The organism is Microbacterium sp. Ru50 (assembly GCF_002920555.1).
GTDB lineage: Bacteria > Actinomycetota > Actinomycetes > Actinomycetales > Microbacteriaceae > Microbacterium > Microbacterium arborescens.
On sequence record NZ_PQSV01000007.1, the window covers coordinates 65,942 to 83,846 of the forward strand.

At 71.3% G+C, this 17,905-nt stretch carries 19 protein-coding genes and 1 rRNA gene; all 20 read right to left on the reverse strand.

The window, feature by feature from the left end; translation table 11 throughout:
* Positions 1–33: 33 nt before the first annotated feature.
* The 20 genes from der to rrf all read right to left on the reverse strand — a co-directional run bounded on the left by der (position 34) and on the right by rrf (position 17,866).
* Positions 34–1,560 carry a ribosome biogenesis GTPase Der gene (gene der, locus C3481_RS15695; RefSeq protein WP_023955770.1) on the reverse strand — a complete coding sequence of 509 codons (1,527 nt, stop codon included), beginning with the start codon at positions 1,558–1,560 and terminating at the stop codon, positions 34–36.
* Entirely contained in the window at positions 1,560–2,258 is a 699-nt protein-coding gene (cmk, locus tag C3481_RS15700; protein WP_103843274.1) for a (d)CMP kinase, read from the reverse strand. The genes der and cmk overlap by 1 nt, the downstream gene beginning before the upstream one ends.
* Positions 2,251–3,378: a prephenate dehydrogenase gene (locus C3481_RS15705; RefSeq protein ID WP_071919150.1), complete on the reverse strand. Its 1,128-nt coding sequence runs from the start codon at positions 3,376–3,378 to the stop codon at positions 2,251–2,253. Before C3481_RS15705 ends, cmk begins: the two co-directional genes overlap by 8 nt.
* A complete protein-coding gene (locus C3481_RS15710; RefSeq protein ID WP_103843276.1) occupies positions 3,375–4,151 on the reverse strand; it encodes a pseudouridine synthase in 777 nt (258 codons plus the stop codon). Before C3481_RS15710 ends, C3481_RS15705 begins: the two co-directional genes overlap by 4 nt.
* Positions 4,148–4,741 carry an SMC-Scp complex subunit ScpB gene (gene scpB / locus C3481_RS15715; RefSeq protein ID WP_023955778.1) on the reverse strand — a complete coding sequence of 198 codons (594 nt, stop codon included), beginning with the start codon at positions 4,739–4,741 and terminating at the stop codon, positions 4,148–4,150. Before scpB ends, C3481_RS15710 begins: the two co-directional genes overlap by 4 nt.
* Positions 4,731–5,582, reverse strand: a complete 852-nt coding sequence (locus tag C3481_RS15720) for a ScpA family protein (RefSeq protein ID WP_036305986.1) — start codon at positions 5,580–5,582, stop codon at positions 4,731–4,733. The genes scpB and C3481_RS15720 overlap by 11 nt, the downstream gene beginning before the upstream one ends.
* A complete protein-coding gene (locus C3481_RS15725) occupies positions 5,566–6,450 on the reverse strand; it encodes a ParA family protein (RefSeq protein ID WP_023955781.1) in 885 nt (294 codons plus the stop codon). The genes C3481_RS15720 and C3481_RS15725 overlap by 17 nt, the downstream gene beginning before the upstream one ends.
* 161 nt (positions 6,451–6,611) lie before the next feature.
* Positions 6,612–7,238, reverse strand: coding sequence for a vitamin K epoxide reductase family protein (locus C3481_RS15730; RefSeq protein ID WP_064955557.1), 627 nt, complete (start codon positions 7,236–7,238; stop codon positions 6,612–6,614).
* A 92-nt stretch (positions 7,239–7,330) separates the two neighbouring features.
* Positions 7,331–8,407 carry a hypothetical protein gene (locus tag C3481_RS15735; RefSeq protein WP_103843278.1) on the reverse strand — a complete coding sequence of 359 codons (1,077 nt, stop codon included), beginning with the start codon at positions 8,405–8,407 and terminating at the stop codon, positions 7,331–7,333.
* Between the two features lie 50 nt (positions 8,408–8,457).
* On the reverse strand, positions 8,458–9,381 hold the full coding sequence (gene xerD / locus C3481_RS15740) for a site-specific tyrosine recombinase XerD (RefSeq protein ID WP_071919148.1): 924 nt from the start codon (positions 9,379–9,381) through the stop codon (positions 8,458–8,460).
* Positions 9,382–9,386: 5 nt separating this feature from the next.
* Positions 9,387–9,953 (reverse strand): NUDIX hydrolase, encoded by a 567-nt coding sequence (locus C3481_RS15745; protein WP_023955789.1) that lies wholly within the window; start codon positions 9,951–9,953, stop codon positions 9,387–9,389.
* Positions 9,946–11,640, reverse strand: coding sequence for a CTP synthase (locus C3481_RS15750; protein ID WP_023955791.1), 1,695 nt, complete (start codon positions 11,638–11,640; stop codon positions 9,946–9,948). Before C3481_RS15750 ends, C3481_RS15745 begins: the two co-directional genes overlap by 8 nt.
* An 18-nt stretch (positions 11,641–11,658) precedes the next feature.
* Complete coding sequence (gene recN, locus C3481_RS15755) at positions 11,659–13,350, reverse strand: DNA repair protein RecN (RefSeq protein WP_103843281.1); 1,692 nt, start codon at positions 13,348–13,350, stop codon at positions 11,659–11,661.
* Positions 13,347–14,282 carry an NAD kinase gene (locus C3481_RS15760; protein ID WP_023955795.1) on the reverse strand — a complete coding sequence of 312 codons (936 nt, stop codon included), beginning with the start codon at positions 14,280–14,282 and terminating at the stop codon, positions 13,347–13,349. Before C3481_RS15760 ends, recN begins: the two co-directional genes overlap by 4 nt.
* Positions 14,279–15,085 carry a TlyA family RNA methyltransferase gene (locus C3481_RS15765; RefSeq protein ID WP_103843283.1) on the reverse strand — a complete coding sequence of 269 codons (807 nt, stop codon included), beginning with the start codon at positions 15,083–15,085 and terminating at the stop codon, positions 14,279–14,281. The genes C3481_RS15760 and C3481_RS15765 overlap by 4 nt, the downstream gene beginning before the upstream one ends.
* The gene (locus tag C3481_RS15770) at positions 15,082–15,291 is read right to left on the reverse strand and encodes a hypothetical protein (RefSeq protein ID WP_036305990.1); all 210 of its coding nucleotides are present in this window, start codon (positions 15,289–15,291) and stop codon (positions 15,082–15,084) included. Before C3481_RS15770 ends, C3481_RS15765 begins: the two co-directional genes overlap by 4 nt.
* A 20-nt stretch (positions 15,292–15,311) precedes the next feature.
* Positions 15,312–16,346: an HAD-IIA family hydrolase gene (locus tag C3481_RS15775; protein ID WP_064955561.1), complete on the reverse strand. Its 1,035-nt coding sequence runs from the start codon at positions 16,344–16,346 to the stop codon at positions 15,312–15,314.
* On the reverse strand, positions 16,346–16,960 hold the full coding sequence (locus C3481_RS16650) for a hypothetical protein (protein ID WP_237049147.1): 615 nt from the start codon (positions 16,958–16,960) through the stop codon (positions 16,346–16,348). The genes C3481_RS15775 and C3481_RS16650 overlap by 1 nt, the downstream gene beginning before the upstream one ends.
* A gap of 47 nt (positions 16,961–17,007) precedes the next feature.
* Positions 17,008–17,571, reverse strand: coding sequence for a hypothetical protein (locus tag C3481_RS16655; RefSeq protein WP_219817677.1), 564 nt, complete (start codon positions 17,569–17,571; stop codon positions 17,008–17,010).
* Between the two features lie 178 nt (positions 17,572–17,749).
* Positions 17,750–17,866 (reverse strand): 5S ribosomal RNA (rrf, locus tag C3481_RS15785).
* Positions 17,867–17,905: the final 39 nt, after the last annotated feature.

Here is a 17,905-nt window from a genome sequence, read left to right on the forward strand (position 1 = left end):
GCGTGAACTGCCAGGTGAACGGCGGTCAGACGGTCAGCGCTGGCGCTTCTCGCGCACCCGCATGTTCGTCACGATCGGCGTGCCCTCGAAGCCGAAGATCTCGCGCAGCCGTCGCTGGATGAACCGGCGGTAGCCCGGGTCGAGGAAACCGGTCGTGAACAGCACGAATGTCGGCGGACGCGTCGACGCCTGGGTGCCGAACAGGATGCGGGGCTGCTTGCCGCCGCGCAGCGGGTGCGGGTGCTCCGCGACGAGCTCGGCGAGGAAGGCGTTGAACTTGCCGGTCGGGATGCGCTGATCCCACGACTGCAGCGCGGTCTCGAGGGCCGGCACCAGCTTGTCGAGGTGACGACCGGTGCGGGCCGAGAGGTTCACCCGCGGCGCCCACGTGACGTGCGCGAGGTCCTGCTCGATCTCGCGCTCGAGGTAGCGGCGACGATCGGCGTTGTCCATGTCGGCGTCGTTGAGGCGGTCCCACTTGTTGAACGCGAGCACGAGCGCGCGGCCGGACTCGAGCACGAGGTCGATGATGTTGAGGTCCTGCACGCTGATCGACTCGGTCACGTCGAGCACGACGACGGCGACCTCGGCCTTCTCGAGGGCCGCCGAGGTGCGCAACGACGCGTAGAAGTCCGCGCCCTGCTGCAGATGCACCCGGCGACGGATGCCGGCCGTGTCGACGAGTCGCCACAGCTTGCCGCCGAGCTCGACGACCTCGTCGACCGGGTCGCGGGTCGTACCCGCGAGGTCGTTCACGACCACGCGCTCTTCACCGGCCGCCTTGTTCAGCAGCGACGACTTGCCGACGTTCGGGCGCCCCAGGATCGCGACGCGACGCGGGCCGCCCAGCTCGTTCTTCGCGACGGCCGAGACCTCGGGAAGCACCTTCATGATCTCGTCCAGAAGATCCGCGACGCCGCGCCCGTGGATGGCCGAGACCGGATGCGGCTCACCCAGGCCCAGGTTCCACAGCGCGGCTGCCTCGGGCTCCTGGCGCGCGTCGTCGATCTTGTTGGCGATGAGGAAGACGGGCTTGTCGGTCTTGCGCAGCAGACGCACCACGGCCTCGTCGGTGGCGGTGGCCCCGACCATCGCGTCGACGACGAACAGCACGACATCCGCGAGGTCGATCGCGACCTCGGCCTGCGCGGCCACCGAGCGGTCGATGCCGCGGGCGTCGGGCTCCCACCCTCCGGTGTCGACGAGGGTGAAACGGCGGTCCATCCACTCGGCCTTGTAGCTCACCCGGTCGCGCGTGACACCCGGGGTGTCCTCGACGACGGCTTCGCGACGGCCCAGGATACGGTTCACCAGCGCGGACTTGCCGACGTTCGGGCGGCCCACGATCGCGACGACCGGAAGCGCCGGCAGCACCTCCACGACCTCGCCGCCCGCTGTGAACCCGGCGAGCAGCTCGGTGTCGTCGTCATCGAGCTCGTAGTCGGCGAGCGACGCGCGCAGCGCAGCGGCCCGCTGGTCGGCGAGGTGCTCGTCGAGGTTCGCGAGCTTCTCCTCGAGCTGGTCGGGACCGCCCTCGTACTCGTCGTCGGTGGTAGCCATCAGTTCTCTCCTGTCGCGGTGCGCACGACGTCGATGACGGCGTCCACGGTCCGATCGAAGTCCAAATCGGTCGAGTCGACCACCACGACGCCGGGCGCGGCGGTGAGGAAGTCGACGACCTGCGAGTCCGACGCGTCACGTCGGTGGAGCGCCTCGGCGACAGCCGCGGCATCCTCTCCCGTGAGCTCGGCGCTGCGGCGCGCGGCGCGCACCTCGGGGCTGGCGGTCAGCAGGACGCGCACGGGCGCATCGGGGAAGACCACGGTGGTGATGTCGCGTCCCTCGACGATGACCCCGGCCGAACCGGATGCCGCCACGAGCGCGCGGAACAGCACGTTCACGCGCTCGCGCACCTCGGGCACGCGGGCGACGCCGCTGACGGCCGCCGAGACGCGCGGCTCGCGGATGTCGTCGGTGACGAAGACGTCGCCCACGCGGACCCAGTGGTCGTCGGGGTCGAGCGAGATCGCGTAGTCGAAGTCGTCGAGGGCGCGCACGACGGCCTGCGCGTCGGCGGTGTCGTCGCCGCGCTCGAGCACGCGCCACGCGAGCGCGCGGTAGGCGGCGCCGGTGTCGAGGAAGCCGTAGCCGAGAACACGCGCGGCCTGCTTCGAGACGCTCGACTTGCCGCTGCCGGCGGGACCGTCGATCGCGACGGTCACCGGAGACGATTCAGGCACGGGGAAGGACTCAGGCATGGGGAACACTCGCGATCTTCCAGCCGCGCTGCTCGAGCCCGGCGACGGCTTCATGGACGACGCTGGGGACGACGCTCAGCTCCGCCAGCCCGAACTGCGCTCCCGGGGAGTGCTCGAGGCGGAGGTCCTCGATGTTCACCCCGAGGTCGCCGAGGTCGCCGAACAGGCGCCCCAGCTGCCCCGCGGTGTCGTCGACGCGCACCACGATCTGCTCGAAGCGGCGGTTCTGCCCGTGCTTGCCGGGCAGGCGCTCGACGCCTTCGTTTCCTCGGCGGATGGTGTCGGCGAGCGCTCGTCGAGCGCCCGGGGCCGCCGGATCGCGCAGCGCGTCGGCCACGGCCCCGAGGTCCGCGGCGAGATCGTCGAGGACCGCGACCACGGGCGCGGCGTTCGCCCCGAGGATCTGCACCCACAGTTCGGGAGCGGATGCCGCGATGCGCGTCGTGTCGCGCACGCCCTGACCGGTCAGGCGCAGCGATCCCTCGGGAGCGGCGACGAAACGTCCGGCGAGGAGGCTCGCGACCAGCTGCGGAACGTGCGAGGTGAGGGCGACCGCTTCGTCGTGCTCCTGCGGGGTCATCTCGAGCGGCATCGCACCGAGGTCGAGAGCGAGTCCCTCGACGACGGCGAGATCGGAGGCGCGCGTCTCGTCGTCACGGCACACGACCCACGGCCGCCCGACGAAGATGTCGGCGCGCGCCGAGATCGCCCCGCCGCGCTCTCGGCCCGCGAGCGGGTGCGAGCCGATGTAGTGAGTGAGGTCGACACCGCGCTTGCGCAGCTCGAGGTACGGTTCGAGCTTGACGCTCGCGACATCCGTCACGACCACGCCGGGATGGGCGCGCAGCTCGCGCTCGATCACATCCGCCGTGACATCCGGCGGCACCGCGACCACGACGAGCACGGGACGATCGTCCGAGGCCGCGAGCCGGCCCGCGCCGTAGTCGACGGCGAGCCGCAGCTGAGCGGGCGAGGCGTCGTCGAGGACGACATCGACACCGAGCAGACGCAGCGCGTGGCCGATGCTCGAGCCGAGCAGGCCCGCGCCGACGATGCGCACGGTACCGGCCGTGCGCGCGGCACGGCCGGGGCGCACGGGATCGAGCGAGGAATCGGTCACGGGTTCTCCGGAGAAGTCGGGTGCTCGGGGGCACCGTCGGCGCTGCGCGAGAGCGTCAGCAGCGCACCGCGTTCCACTGTAGTCAACTCCCGGGCGCGTCCCGCCGGGAGGGTTCCCAGGTGGAGCGGGCCGAACTGGCGACGCACGAGCTCGAGCACCGGATGCCCCACCTCGGCCATCATGCGGCGGACGATGCGATTGCGCCCCGAGTGCAGCGTCAGCTCGACGAGGCTCGTCTCCCCCGATGTGTCGAGCAGCCGCGCCTTGTCGGCCGCGATCGGGCCGTCCTCGAGCTCGACGCCCTTGATCAGCCGCGCGATCGTCTGCGGCGTCACGCGCCCGCGCACCTTCGCGATGTAGACCTTCGTCACCCCGAACGAGGGGTGGGCGAGGACGTGGGCGAGCTCGCCGTCGTTCGTGAGCACGAGCAGGCCGCTCGTCTCGGCATCCAGGCGGCCGACGTTGTACAGACGCTCGTCCCAGTCCTTCGTGAACCGGCGCAGGTCGGCGCGGCCCTTCTCGTCCTTCATCGAGCTGACGACGCCCGTCGGCTTGTTGAGCATCACGTAGCGCTTCGTCGTGTCGAGCTGTACGGCGGTGCCGTCGACGTCGACGATGTCGACGGCCGGGTCGATGCGGCTGCCGAGCTCGGTCACGATCGTGCCGTTGACCCGCACGCGCCCCTCGACGATCAGCTGCTCGCAGACACGGCGCGACGCCACCCCCGCGTTGGCGAGAACCTTCTGCAGGCGTACCCCTTCGGCATCCGTCATCGCGTCGCCTCTCCTTCGAAACCGTCGGTGCCGTCGTCGAGCAACGGCGAGATGGGCGGCAGCTCGTCGAGCGAGTTGATGCCGAGGTTGACCAGCAGCGCGTCGGTCGTGCCGTACAGGATGGCACCGGTCTCTGGGTCGTGGCCGACCTCGGTCACCAGCCCGCGCGAGAGCAGGGTGCGCACGACCGAATCGACGTTGACGGCGCGGATCGAGGCGACCTGGCTGCGTGAGACCGGCTGCTTGTAGGCGATGACCGCCAGGGTCTCGAGGGCGGCCTGCGAAAGCCGCGAGGGTGCCTGCGTGTTGACGTAGTCGCTCACGAGGGCGTCGTGCTCCGCGCGCACGTACAGGCGCCAACCGCCGCCCACTTCGCGCAGCTCGAATCCGCGGCGCGGCCCGCCGGTCTCGCCGTCGTAGTCGGCGACCAGGCCGGCGACCGCCTGGCGCACGGCGGCGACGGGCGCGCCGACGGCGGCGGCGAGCGCGACGAGGCTCTGCGGCTCGTCGACGACCAGCAGGATCGCCTCGAGCCGCCGCGCGACGTCCGCGATCGGGGTGGCCGTGGTCGGTGTCGGGTCATCGGTCATAGTCGGCTCCCAGGGTGGCGAGGTTCTCCTCGGACCAGCGCTCGGCGGTCCAGCGCAGCGTCAGCTCGCCGAGCGGTTCGAGCTGCTCGAACGACAGCGCCGCGTGCCGGTAGAGCTCCAGCACGGCGAGGAAGCGGGCCACGACGATGCCGGGCTGCGCGACGCCCGCGATGAGCTCGCGGAAGTTCAGGGTACCCGCGCCCCGCAGCAGCGTGACGACGACGGCCGCCTGCTCGCGGATCGACACGAGCGGCGCGTGCAGGTGGTCGAGCCCCACGACCGGGATCTCCTTCGGCGCGAAGGCGAGCGTCGCGAGCGCGGCGAAGTCGTCGGCGGTCAGTGTCCACACGAGCTCGGGCGCGGCTGCCCGATACTTCTCGTCGAGGCGCACCGATCGGGTGTGACGACGGTCCTCGGCGACGACCCGCTCGGCGAACCATCCGGCGACCTGTTTGAAGGCGCGGTACTGCAGCAGCCGGGCGAACAGCAGGTCGCGCGCTTCGAGCAGCGCCACCGACTCGGCGTCGATGAGTTCGCCCTGCGGCAGGAGACCGGCGACCTTCATGTCGAGCAGCGTCGCGGCGACAACGAGGAACTCCGACGCGGCGTCGAGCTCTTCGGGCTCGAGCCCGCGCAGGTAGCCGATGAACTCGTCGGTGACTCTGCTGAGCGACACCTCGGTGATGTCGAGCTCGTGCTTGCCGATGAGGTTCAGCAACAGGTCGAAGGGGCCGTCGAAGTTCGTCAGCGAGACCCGGAATCCCGGCTCGGCGGCATCCCCGCCCGCGTCGGGCTCGGCCGGCCCGGGCGCATCGACGATCCCGTCAGGCGACGGCGCCACGGGCGACGAGCTCCCGCGCGAGACGCAGGTAGGCCTGCGCGGCCTGATGCTCCGGCGCGAACGTGATGATCGGAACGCCCGCGACCGACGCGTCGGGGAACTTCACGGTGCGCCCGATGACCGTCTCGAGCACGTCGTCGCCGAAGGCCTCGACGACGCGTTCGAGCACCTCGCGCGAGTGCAGCGTGCGCGGGTCGTACATCGTGGCCAGGACGCCGTCGAGCTCGATGGAGGGGTTCAGCCGGTCGCGCACCTTGTCGATCGTCTCGATCAGCAGCGCGACACCGCGCAGCGCGAAGAACTCGCACTCGAGCGGGATGAGCACGCCGTGGCTCGCCGTCAGCGCGTTGACCGTGAGCAGTCCGAGCGAGGGCTGGCAGTCGATCAGGATGACGTCGTACTCGGACGAGACGCCGCGCAGCACGCGCGCGAGGATCGTCTCGCGGGCCACCTCGTTGACGAGGTGCACCTCGGCGGCAGAGAGGTCGATGTTCGCGGGGATGACGTCGAGCCCGGGCACCGACGTCTCGACGATGACCTCGTGGGGGTCGCGCTTGGTGTCGAGCAGCAGGTCGTAGATCGTCGGCACGTCGTGCGTGGCGATGCCCAGGCCAGCCGACAGAGCGCCCTGCGGGTCGAAGTCGACGGCGAGAACCTTGCGGCCGTACTCGGCGAGGGATGCCGCCAGGTTGATGGTCGTCGTGGTCTTGCCGACGCCGCCCTTCTGGTTGCAGAGGGCGATGATGCGGGCCGGCCCGTGACCGTCGAGCTTCGGCGGGGTCGGGAAACCTCGGTATGGCCGACCGGTGGGTCCGATCGGGGTGTCCTCCGTGGGGGCCTTCCCGGCCTTCCGCGACTTGTCCGTCACCGAGACTCCTGCTTTCCGTAGCGTGCGATCGATTCTCGCACAGGCACCCGGCGTGAGCCGATACGTTCGTCGGACGCGCGGGGCGGGAGCGGCCTGCATCGGCGCCCGAGGCGACACCAGCACCGCCGGTCCGACGAACGAATCGCCGCAACGCCTCCGGATCACAGGCTCCCGAGCACGTCGAGCCGCAGCTGGGCGGCGACGGCGATCAGGAGGTAGTCGACGACCACGACGAGAGGCGTCCACGCCAGCAGCAGGGCCCCGACGCCCTGCGGCGCGCGGCCCCAGACACCCTCCCGCAGGGTCCAGCCGAGAGTCGACCAGAACAGGGGGATCGCCACGAGCCACACGACCATGCACCACGGGCAGAGCGAGCCGTACTCGAACACGCTGCGGTACGCGAAGACATGGACGAGCACGAACGCCGCCGCGACGAACCCGGCGTACACCCGCCAGTACCAGGGACGCAGCCCGGCCGGCGCCGCGAGCCCGGAGACTCCCGCGTAGATCGCGCCCGGGAAGAGCACGATTCCGATGATCGAGTTGCTGAACCCGAGCAGGTTTCCGCCGGGGCTCAGCAGATTGGGACCGCAGGTGACGATCGGGCTGATGTCGCACGAGATGAGGGCTTCGGCGCCGGTCAGCTGACCGATGTACTCGTGGTAGAGCAGGAACGAGACAACCCACCCGGCGATGCCCACCACGATCCAGACGACGGCGAGCGCGGGCCCGGGGCGGATGCCGCGCTCGTTCTCCAGCGCGGAGTGGGCGGGTGCATCGGCGGGCATGCTGCCATCCTGCGGCGCCTGCCCCGCGGCCGCGGCGGCCCCGTGCCGGGAAAAACCGGCGCGATCGGATGCCGCGGAGACCGGCCCGGGCTTCAGCGCCAGGTAGCCGTGAGCAGACCGGCGACGACCCCGAAGACGAGGGGCAGCAGGCAGCCGATGGCGGCGGGGCGACCGACCCCGGGCCTGGTGAACAGGTGCGCTCGCGTCTCGGCCCGTTCCGCGTCGGTGCTTCGCAGCACGCCGCTCGCCGACGGCTCCGGTCGAGCGGCGGCGGCATCCTCGATACGCACGGCGACCGCGAGCAGGTCCTCGGTCCAGCGCCAGAACGGAGCGGTGTGGCGCGGCAGCGTGCCCCGCGAGAGGACGTACATGCGGCGTCCGACGATCTCGAGGTCGACGTCGACCGCCACCGCACTCAGGGCGGAGCGGACGGGCGGCGTGAGCATCCGCCGGACCCGATCCGCATCGGCGGGCGCACACCAGACGCCGAAGTGCTCGTCGAACCCGCCACCGATCTCGATCCGCTCCTGCCCGAGGGGCGGCCGCCAGGAGGGCGCGCCGGGCGCGAGTACCGCGACCAGGCCGGCCCGCGGCAGCTCGGCGGCGAGGTCGACGCGAAGGTACGTCAGCGAGTGCGGCATCCGGTAGCGGCCGATCCACGTGTCGAACGCGTAGTCCGCCGAGCGGAACGGGCGCGGGTCGCTTCCCGTCACGACCGCGGTAGCCATCCGGCGCCTGCCGAGGCCGAAGACGGTCGCGCTTTCGTCGGGGTCGTCGTCGCGGTGGCGGATGTCGAGGCGGTTCGACGCCGCGAACCCCTCGAGACGGTACATCGCAGCTTCTGCGGCCCGCCGCGAGCCGCGCATACCGCCGAAGCGGCTCACCGCGAGCGGCAGCACCATCACCGACGCGATCACGATGCTCGACCATGACAGCCCCGATCCGCCGGCCGCGGATTGGACGACGACGACGAAGAGCAGCGCGAGCACGCCCAACCCGAGCACCAGCACCGCCGAGACGAATACGGCCCGAACGGCGCTGATCAGCGAGGCGCGCCGACCGGCTGCACCGAGAAGCCCGTTCTCGCCGGGACTCGGGAGAGGCACTGTCAGCGCCTGCGTGTCGAAGCGGAGGGCGCGGGCGCCGTCCGGGGCGTCCCCGCTGCTCATGGTCCCATCCTGCCGTGCCGGAGCGCACGACGATGTTCCTCGCGTGCGGTTCAGCGCGCGCGAGGGTGCGAGGTGGCGTAGATCTCCCGCAGGGCGTCGACCGTGACGTGCGTGTAGATCTGGGTCGTCGCCACCGAAGCGTGCCCGAGCAGCTCCTGGACGACGCGGACGTCGGCTCCGCCCTGCAGCAGGTGCGTCGCGAAGGAGTGCCGGAGAGTGTGCGGCGACACGTGCGCCGTCAGCTCGGCGCGCTCGGCGGCCTGCTGGATGATCAGCCACGCGCTCTGCCGCGACAGCGGAGCCCCGCGCACCCCGAGGAACAGCCGGGGCGTCGCGCGTCCGCGCCGAGAGAGCTCCGGCCGGGCGCGGGCCAGATAGGCCTCGACGGCGGCGCGCGCGTACGACCCGACCGGAACGATCCGCTCCTTCGCGCCCTTGCCGCGAACGCGCAGCACGTCGCCGAGGGCGAGGTCGTCGACATCCAGCTGCACGATCTCCGACACCCGCGCCCCCGTGGCGTAGAGCAGTTCGAGCAGCGCGCGGTCGCGCAGCGCCGCGAGATCGGTCGCCGCGACATCGCCCGGCGGGGGTCCTGCGGCATCGAGGAGACTCTCGACCTGATCGATCGTCAGCGCCTTCGGCAGTCGCCGCGGCGTCTTCGGCGGACGCAGCCGCTGCGTCGGGTCGGCGTCGACGATCCCCTCGCGGGCGAGGAAGCGGTGCAGACCCCGCAGCGACGACTGCAGCCGCGCCAGCGACGTGGCCGCCGGCGGCGGGACGGCGGATGCCGCTTCCTCGGCGAACCGCGTCACGATCTCCGCCGTGATCTCGGACGTGTCGCCGATCCCCTGCTGGGCGAGCCACGCGGTGTACGCGTCGAGATCCCGCCGGTAGGCCGCGACCGTGTGCGCCGACAGCCCGCGCTCGACCGAGATGTGGCGCAGGTACGCCGCGACGGCGCGGTCGAGCCGCACGTCCGTCAGCTCCGGCGCAGCCGTTCGGCCGCCGCGAGCACGCCCGTCGCCAGGATGCCGTTGCGGAACCGCCCCGCGAGCACGCCGTCGATGACCTCGGTCAGCGGCACGCGCTCGACGCGCATGTCGGCCTCTTCGTCCTCGCGCTCGTACGCACTCGGCGCCGCGCTGAGACCGCGGGCGAGGAAGACGTGGATGATCTCGTCGTTGCCGCCCGGCGTCGTGAAGATGCTCACGAGCGGTTCGAGCGACTCGGCGACGAGGTCGACCTCCTCGGCGAGCTCGCGCCGCGCCGTCTCGATGGGCGGCTCGCCCGCGACGTCGAGCAGCCCCGCGGGGATCTCCCAGTCGCGATGACGGATCGGATGCCGGTACTGCTGGATCAGCACGACGCGCTCTTCGTCGTCGATCGCGACGACCGCGGCCGCCCCCGGGTGGTCGACGAACTGGCGGGTGATCTCGCCGTCACCGAAACGCACCGTCTCGCTCCGCACGTCCCAGACGTGCCCCGAGTAGACCAGCTCGCTCGAGACGACCTCGGGCTCGACGGGCTCGTCGCGCAGCTCAGGCATCCTCGACCTCGAACAGCTCGCTCGCGCGGTGCCGGTCGAGGGCGGCGGCGACAAGCCCACGGAACAGCGGGTTCGCCTCGGTCGGACGCGACCGCAGCTCGGGGTGGGCCTGCGTCGCGATGTAGTACGGGTGCACGTCGCGCGGCAGCTCGACGTACTCGACGAGGTTGCGGTCGGGCGACAGGCCCGAGAAGACCAGCCCGGCCTCGGCGATCTGGTCGCGGTACCGGTTGTTCACCTCGTAGCGGTGCCGGTGACGCTCGGATGCCTTCGTGGCTCCGTAGACCTCGGCCGCGAGCGAACCCTCGGCGAGGTCGGCCTCGTACAGGCCCAGGCGCATCGTGCCGCCGAGGTCGCCGCCGGCGATGATGTCGACCTGCTCGGCCATCGTCGCGATGACGGGGAACTCGGTCTCGGGGTCGAACTCGCTCGAGGACGCACCGGTCAGCCCCGCCATGTTGCGGGCGTACTCGATCACCATGCACTGCAGACCCAGGCAGATGCCGAGGGTCGGGATGCCCTGCTCGCGCGCGAACTTCAGCGCGCCGAGCTTGCCCTCGATGCCGCGGATGCCGAAGCCGCCGGGCACGACGATGCCGTCGACGCTCGCGAGCGCCTTCTCGGCGCCCTCGGGGGTCTCGCACAGATCGGAGGGGATCCAAGTGACGTTGACCTTGGTCTCCTGCGCGAAGCCGCCGGCCTTCAGCGCCTCGGTGACCGACAGGTAGGCGTCGGGAAGATCGATGTACTTGCCGACGAGACCGATCGTGACCTCGTGCTTGGGGTTGTGGACGGCGTCGAGCACCTTGCTCCACCGCGTCCAGTCGACGTCGTCGGCACGCTCGGCGAGGCCGAGGCGGCGCGCGATGTACGCGTCGAGTCCCTGCGAGTTCAGCGTCGAGGGGATGTCGTAGATGCTCGGCAGGTCGACGGTGTTGACGACACCCTCGACGTCGACGTCGCACATGAGCGCGATCTTGTTGCGGTTGCTCTCGCTGACGGGGCGGTCGCTGCGCAGCACGAGGGCGTCGGGCTGGATGCCGACCTGGCGGAGGGCGGCGACGGAGTGCTGGGTCGGCTTCGTCTTCTGCTCGCCGGAGGCACCCATGAACGGCACGAGCGAGACGTGCACGAAGAACACGTTGTCGCGGCCGAGCTCGTGGCGCAGCTGACGGGCCGCTTCGAGGAACGGCTGCGACTCGATGTCGCCGACGGTACCGCCGACCTCGGTGATGATGACGTCGGGACGCGGCTCCTCGGTCGCCTGGAGCCGCATCCGGCGCTTGATCTCGTCGGTGATGTGCGGGATGACCTGCACGGTGTCGCCGAGGTACTCGCCGCGGCGTTCCTTGGCGATGACCTGCGAGTAGATCTGACCGGTCGTGACGTTCGCCGCCTGGGTGAGCTCGATGTCGAGGAAGCGCTCGTAGTGTCCGATGTCGAGGTCGGTCTCGGCGCCGTCATCCGTCACGAAGACCTCGCCGTGCTGGAACGGGTTCATCGTGCCCGGGTCGACGTTCAGATACGGGTCGAGCTTCTGCATCACGACGCGAAGACCGCGTGCGGTGAGGAGATTGCCGAGACTCGCGGCGGTCAGTCCCTTACCGAGAGAAGAGACCACACCACCGGTCACGAAGATCTGCTTGGTGGTGTTCTGGGAAGAGGCCGCGCGATGAGTGTCCGTCACGGGCTTCTATTCTATCAGTCAGGAACGCGAGAGGTTCAGCAGTTCTCGGGCGTGCTCGATCGCGGCCCCCGAATCCGGCAGGCCCGACAGCAGACGCGCCATCTCGGCCTCGCGATCGCCGCCCTCGAGACGTCGGACGCTCGACGCGGTCACCGAGCCGTCGTTCGACTTCACGACGGTCAGGTGGTTCGTCGCGAAGGCGGCGACCTGCGCGAGGTGCGTCACCACGATCACCTGGCTCGTCTCGGACAGCCGGGCCAGCCGGCGCCCGACCTCGATCGCGGCGGCGCCGCCGATGCCGGCATCCACTTCGTCGAACACGAAGGTCGGCACGGGATCCGTCCCCGCGATCACGACCTCGATCGCGAGCATCACCCGGCTGAGCTCTCCACCCGAGGCGCCCTTGGCCACCGGCCGCGCCTCGGCGCCGGGGTGCGGTGCGAGGAGGATCGTCACGTCGTCGCGCCCCGACACCGAGGGGGTGCCGGGCTCGACGGTGACGAGCAGCCGCGCGTCGGGCAGCGCGAGCTGGCGCAGCTCGGCCGTGACGGCTGCGCCGAGTCGCTCCGCCGCCGCGGTGCGCGCTGCGGTCAGCTCAGCGGCGGCGGCATCCAGGGTGTCGGCGAGCTCGTCGCGCTGAGCGCGCAGGCGCTCGATGCGGTCGCCGTCGTCGTCGAGCGCCATGAGTCGCGCCGATCCGCTCTCGAGGAGGGCCAGCGCCTCGTCGAGGCTGCCGTGCGCCCGCAGCAGTCCGTTCAGGGCGGCACGCCGTTCCTCGACAGCGGCGAGCTCCTGCGGCCCGCTCTCATCGAGGTCTGCGAGGTAGGCGCTCAGGCCCGTCACGAGGTCGGCGGCACGGTAGCCGAGATCGGCCAGCGGCTCGACGAACGCCGCGAGAGCCGCGTCGCTCGCCGCCGAGCGCTCGATCGCGCGCCGGGCCTCGGCCAGCAGCGAGACCGCGTCCGGAAGCTCGTCGTCGTTCGAGAGCGCGTCGTGCGCCGTGGCCGCGGCCGCGCGCAGCTCCTCGACGTTGGCGAGCTTCTCGGCCCGCTCGGCGAGCACGGCGTCCTCACCCGGCTGCGGGGCGACCGCCTCGATGTCGGCGATGCGTGCCCGCAGGTCGTCGGCCTCGCGGCGGCGCGCGTCGCGATCGGCGTCGAGCTGCGTCAGTTCTGCGTCGACGGCACGCCAAGCGTCGAAGGCCGCGCGGTAGCGTTCGCGCGCTGCGGTGATCTCGGGCCCGCCGAAACGGTCGAGCGCGTCGCGCTGGGCAGCCGCCGACTTGAGGCGCAGCTGGTCGGACTGCCCGTGCACCACGATCAGCTGCTCGGCGAGCTCGGCGAGCACCGCGGCCGGCGCCGGGCGACCCCCGACGCTCGCGCGGCTGCGCCCCTCGCTCGAGAGCACGCGGCCCAGATACAGCTCGGAGCGGCCTCCGCCGATCGGCTCGACGTCTCCCCCGGCCTCTCGGACGCGCTCGGCGACGGGGCCGTTCTCATCGACGATCCAGACGCCGTCGACGGATGCTTGCGGCGCGCCCGCGCGCACGGCTCCGGAGTCGGCCCGCTGACCGAGCAGCAGCCCGAGTCCGGTGACGACCATCGTCTTGCCCGCGCCCGTCTCACCCGTGATGGCGGTGAACCCGGGGCCCATCGGCAGCGTCGCCTCGGCGATGACTCCGAGGCCGCGCAGACGCATCTCTTCGATCACGACGCGCCCTCCCGCTGCTCGAGGCTGGGACCACGCCACCCGACGACCGGCAACCGGAACTTCCGGACCAGGCGGTCGGTGAAGGCGGCGGGATGCAGGCGCGCCAGGCGAACCGGCGTCTTCGACCGACGCACGACGACGCGCGCTCCGGGGGGCAGCTCCTGCGACCGGCGGCCGTCGGCCCAGAGGATGCCGGTGCCGTTCGTGCCCGCGCCGACCTCGATAGCCACCGATGCCTCCGGGCTGATCACGAGCGGACGGGCGAACAGCGCGTGCGCCGAGAGCGGGACGACCGCGACCGCTTCGACGTCCGGCCAGATCACGGGGCCGCCGGCGGAGAAGTTGTACGCGGTCGAGCCGGTCGGTGTCGCGATGACGACTCCGTCGCAGCCGAAGGCCGACAGCGGACGCCGATCGACCTCGAGGACGACCTCGAGCATCCGCTCGCGACTGGCCTTCTCGACCGTCGCCTCGTTCAGCGCCCACGTCTCGTAGACCACGGCCCCGGTGCCGTCCTTGACGCGGACCGAGAGCGCCATGCGCTCCTCCACGTCGTAGTCGCGGTCGATGACGCGCCGGACGGCATCGTCCATGTCGTCGGCCTCGATCTCGGCGAGGAACCCGACGTGGCCCATGTTGATGCCCAGGACCGGAGCGGTGCCGCCCCGGACGAGGTCGACGGCGCGCAGGATCGTGCCGTCGCCGCCCAGGACGATCGCGAGTTCGAGCTCGGCGACGCTCACGTCGAGGTCGAGCGTGAGGACGCCGGGCAGTTCACCCAGCTCCTCGACGAGCTCGGCGCGATCGTCGGCTGCGAGCACGGGACGAGCCCCCGCGCCGGACAGCGCGTTCAGGACGCGTTGCGCCGCGGCGACGGTGTCGGGACGGCGCGCGTGGGCGACGACGAGGATGTTGCGCATCGCGTCGGTCATCGGGCTCCCGCCAGTTCGTCCACCGTGTGTATCCATTGTGTCGGATTGCCCGTGTCATCGACGCGGATGCACAGGTGCACGACGTACTCCTGATTGCCGTGCGTCCCCGCGATCGGCGAGGCGATCACGCCGCGGGTGGCGAGCCCGGCGTCCCACGCCGACCACAGCACGCCCATCACCGCATCCGCTCGCAACGCCGGATCGGTGACAAGCCCGCCCTTGACCGCGGTGCGCCCGACTTCGAACTGCGGTTTGACGAGGAGGATGACATCCGTCGTCGAGGCGCACACCGAGACGACCGCCGGGAGGACGTGCTCGAGCGAGATGAACGACAGATCACCGGTGATGATGTCGGGCCGGAACGGACCGCCGGCGAACCCGCTGACCGCCTCGGGCGAGAGGTCGCGGACGTTGAAGCCCTCGACGACGATCACGCCGTCGTCCGCCGCGATCGCCGGCGAGAGCTGACCGTGCCCCACGTCGACGGCGACGACCGGGCGGGCCCCGCGCTCGCGGAGCACCTGTGTGAAGCCGCCGGTCGAGGCGCCCATGTCGAGGGCCGCGCGCTCGGCTACGGCGACGCCGAACGCGTCGAGCCCGGCGATGAGCTTGTGCGCCGCACGGCTGACGTAGTGGTCGGCGCCGGCGACGATGAGGGTCGCGGTGTCGGGCACGGGGTGGGATGCCTTCACGACGGTGCGCCCGTCGACGGAGACGAGTCCGTCGGCGATCAGGGTGGCGGCGTGGGTGCGCGATCGCGCGAGACCGCGCGCGGCCAGTGCCGAATCGAGGCGGGTGCTCACGCGGCGCCGGTCGGACCGGAGTCGAGGCGGCGGGCGAGCTCGTCGTGCAACGCGGCGTACGACGCGGCACGCTCGCTCAACGGCTGGTCCTCGATGACGTCGAGCGACGAGAGCAGGTCGTCGCGCCACTGATCGGCGATGCTCTGCGTCGCGCTGTCCGCGGCGCTCGCCTCGCGCTCGCCCGGGTCGGCACCATCCATCGACATGGGTCCCACGATACGCGGGGTCAGGGACGGTGGAACGGATCCGCGTAGAGACGCTCGGGAACCCGGAATCCGTAGATCGCACGGCCGGTCGCCCAGATCGCCGCGGCCCCCGCGCGCACGAGGTCGATGGGGCGATCCCCTTCCGAGACGATGACGATGTCGGCGCCGTCGATGCGTACCGACGCGTTGCCGACGGTCGTCACGTCGCCCTTCGTCCTGACCTCGGGGTAGGGCTCGTGGAGCTCGCGCAGGTCGCTGACGATGTAGGTCGGCCGTGCGTTGGCGGGCGCTGCGAGCACGTGCTTGGGCCGGTCGATGCCAGTCAGCACGAGCACCGAGCGGATGCCGGCAGCCTGAGCTCCGGCGATGTCGGTGTCGAGGCGGTCGCCGATGAAGAGCGGCTGCGAGGCGCCGAAGCGAGCGACGGCCTCGTCGAAGATCGGACGTTCGGGCTTGCCGGCGACGGTCGCGAGTCGACCCACGGCAGTGTGCACGGCCGACACGAGCGTGCCGTTACCCGGCGCGATCCCCCGCGCCTGCGGAATGGTCCAGTCGGTGTTGGTGGCGATCCACGGAATCCCGCCCTCGTCCTCGGGGGTCGCGAGCGCGTACGCCGCCTCGGCGAGCTGCGCCCAGCCGACCTCCGGGGCGAAACCCTGCACGACAGCGGCGGGGCCGTCCTCGGCCGACCGTGTGGGTACGTAGCCCGCCTTTTCGAGTTCGTGGACGAGCCCATCGCCGCCCACGACGAGGATCGTCGCCCCGGCAGGAACCCGCTCTCGCAGCAGGCGCATCGCCGCCTGCGGGCTCGTGATGACGTCCTCGGGGCGCGTCGCTGTCAGGCCGAGTTCCCGCAGATGGTCGGCGACCACCGAGTCGCGCCGGGACGCGTTGTTGGTGATGTAACCGAGCCGGCGCGTCTCCCCCGCACGGTTGAGGCTGTCGATCGCGTGCGGCAGGGCGCCGGGACCGGCATAGACGACACCATCGAGGTCGGCCAGGACGGCATCCACACCGTCGAGCGGTGTCGAGGTTGCCCGGGAGAACAGGCCCATCAGCCGCGCTCCTCCGTCTTGCTGTCCGCCGGCGCCTCGCTCTCGAGCGCGGCGTCCTCGTCGATGTCGTCGACCACGATCAGCTCACGGTCGGCGTCGGTCGCGCCGAGGGCCTCCTCGGCCACGAGGGCGCGCCGCTGCCAGAGTGCGGCTTCCTCGGACCGCCCGAGGTCCTCGAGCACCGCGGCGCGGGCGGCGAACAGCGCGGGGCTCCATGAGAACGCCCGGTCGGGGTCGAGCTCGGGAATGTCGAGCTCCTGCAGCGCACGCTCGGTCTCACCGAGGTCGAGACGTGCGCCCGACATCGCGATGGCGAGTTCGACGCGCACCTCGATCGGAAGCGTCGACCGGTCCACGGCGCGACCGACCTCGAGCGCGCGGTCGGGGCGACCCACGCCACGCTCGCTGTCGACCATCATCGCGATCTGATCATCGCTGCCGGAGATGCGTCGATACGTACGGAGCTCGCGCAGCGCGAGGGCGTAGTCCCCCGTGGCATACGCGGTGATCGCGACCGTCTCACGGACCACGCCGACACGGCCGGCACGGCGGGATGCCGCGAGCGCGTGCTCGTGCGCGAGCTCGGGGTCGTCGTCGATCAGCTGGGCGACCATCGCGAGGTGACGGGCGACTTGCTCCGCGTTCTCCTTGCTCAGGGTCTTCAGTTCGTTGCGCGCAGCTCCCGGAAGATCGCGAGCCGTGACGGTCTCGGGGATCTCAGGGCCGCGCGGAATGTCGCGACGCTCGGACCCCTGCGGCGGACGCGACGAACGTGCCCCATCGCGGTCGTCGCGACGCGGGCGCGCGTCGCCATCCCGGCGCGGGTACGACGCACGATCGCCATCACGGCGCGGACGGGAGTCGCCGTCGCGGCGCGGACGGGAGTCGCCGTCACGACGCGGATACGACGAGCGATCGCCGTCGCGACGCGGACGGGAGTCGCCGTCACTGCGCGGACGGGAGTCCCCGTCCCGGCGCGGACGGGAGTCCCCGTCCCGGCGCGGGCGAGAGTCGCCGGCGCCATCGCGACGCGGATACGACGGGCGATCACCATCCCGGCGCGGACGGGAGTCGCCGTCCCGGCGCGGGCGAGAGTCGCCGGCTCCGTCGCGACGCGGATACGACGGGCGATCGCCATCACGACGGGGCCGCGAATCACCGTCACGCTGCGGACGCGCGTCACCATCGCGGCGGGGACGATCGCCGTCCCGGCGGGGACGGTCATCGTTGGAACGCGGTGGACGAGCATCGCCGTCGCGACGCGGACGCCGTGCTCCGGAGTCCGCAGCAGAGTAACGGGGCTTGCGCTCCGATCGCGGGCGGTTTTCTTCAGTCACGACGTTCCTTTCGTCCCGGAAACGAGAAAAGGCCACCCAACACTGGGTGGCCATTTCACGAAAGAAGTCCGGCGGTGTCCTACTCTCCCACAGGGTCCCCCCTGCAGTACCATCGGCGCTGTGAGGCTTAGCTTCCGGGTTCGGAATGTAACCGGGCGTTTCCCTCACGCTATGGCCGCCGAAACACTATTGATGTTTCAGTCTGCACAACGATTGATCGTT

Excerpts from the sequence above, each read along its gene's own strand:
- C3481_RS16655 (WP_219817677.1), bottom strand. The coding sequence starts at position 17,571 with ATGACCGTCCCCGCCGGGACGGCGATCGTCCCCGCCGCGATGGTGACG.
- C3481_RS16650 (WP_237049147.1), bottom strand. The coding sequence starts at position 16,960 with ATGGTCGCCCAGCTGATCGACGACGACCCCGAGCTCGCGCACGAGCAC.
- C3481_RS15730 (WP_064955557.1), bottom strand. The coding sequence starts at position 7,238 with ATGCCCGCCGATGCACCCGCCCACTCCGCGCTGGAGAACGAGCGCGGC.
- cmk (WP_103843274.1), bottom strand. The coding sequence starts at position 2,258 with ATGCCTGAGTCCTTCCCCGTGCCTGAATCGTCTCCGGTGACCGTCGCG.
- C3481_RS15770 (WP_036305990.1), bottom strand. The coding sequence starts at position 15,291 with ATGTCGATGGATGGTGCCGACCCGGGCGAGCGCGAGGCGAGCGCCGCG.
- scpB (WP_023955778.1), bottom strand. The coding sequence starts at position 4,741 with ATGACCGATGACCCGACACCGACCACGGCCACCCCGATCGCGGACGTC.
- C3481_RS15710 (WP_103843276.1), bottom strand. The coding sequence starts at position 4,151 with ATGACGGATGCCGAAGGGGTACGCCTGCAGAAGGTTCTCGCCAACGCG.
- C3481_RS15735 (WP_103843278.1), bottom strand. The coding sequence starts at position 8,407 with ATGAGCAGCGGGGACGCCCCGGACGGCGCCCGCGCCCTCCGCTTCGAC.
- C3481_RS15775 (WP_064955561.1), bottom strand. The coding sequence starts at position 16,346 with ATGGGCCTGTTCTCCCGGGCAACCTCGACACCGCTCGACGGTGTGGAT.
- der (WP_023955770.1), bottom strand. The coding sequence starts at position 1,560 with ATGGCTACCACCGACGACGAGTACGAGGGCGGTCCCGACCAGCTCGAG.
- C3481_RS15745 (WP_023955789.1), bottom strand. The coding sequence starts at position 9,953 with ATGCCTGAGCTGCGCGACGAGCCCGTCGAGCCCGAGGTCGTCTCGAGC.
- C3481_RS15760 (WP_023955795.1), bottom strand. The coding sequence starts at position 14,282 with ATGACCGACGCGATGCGCAACATCCTCGTCGTCGCCCACGCGCGCCGT.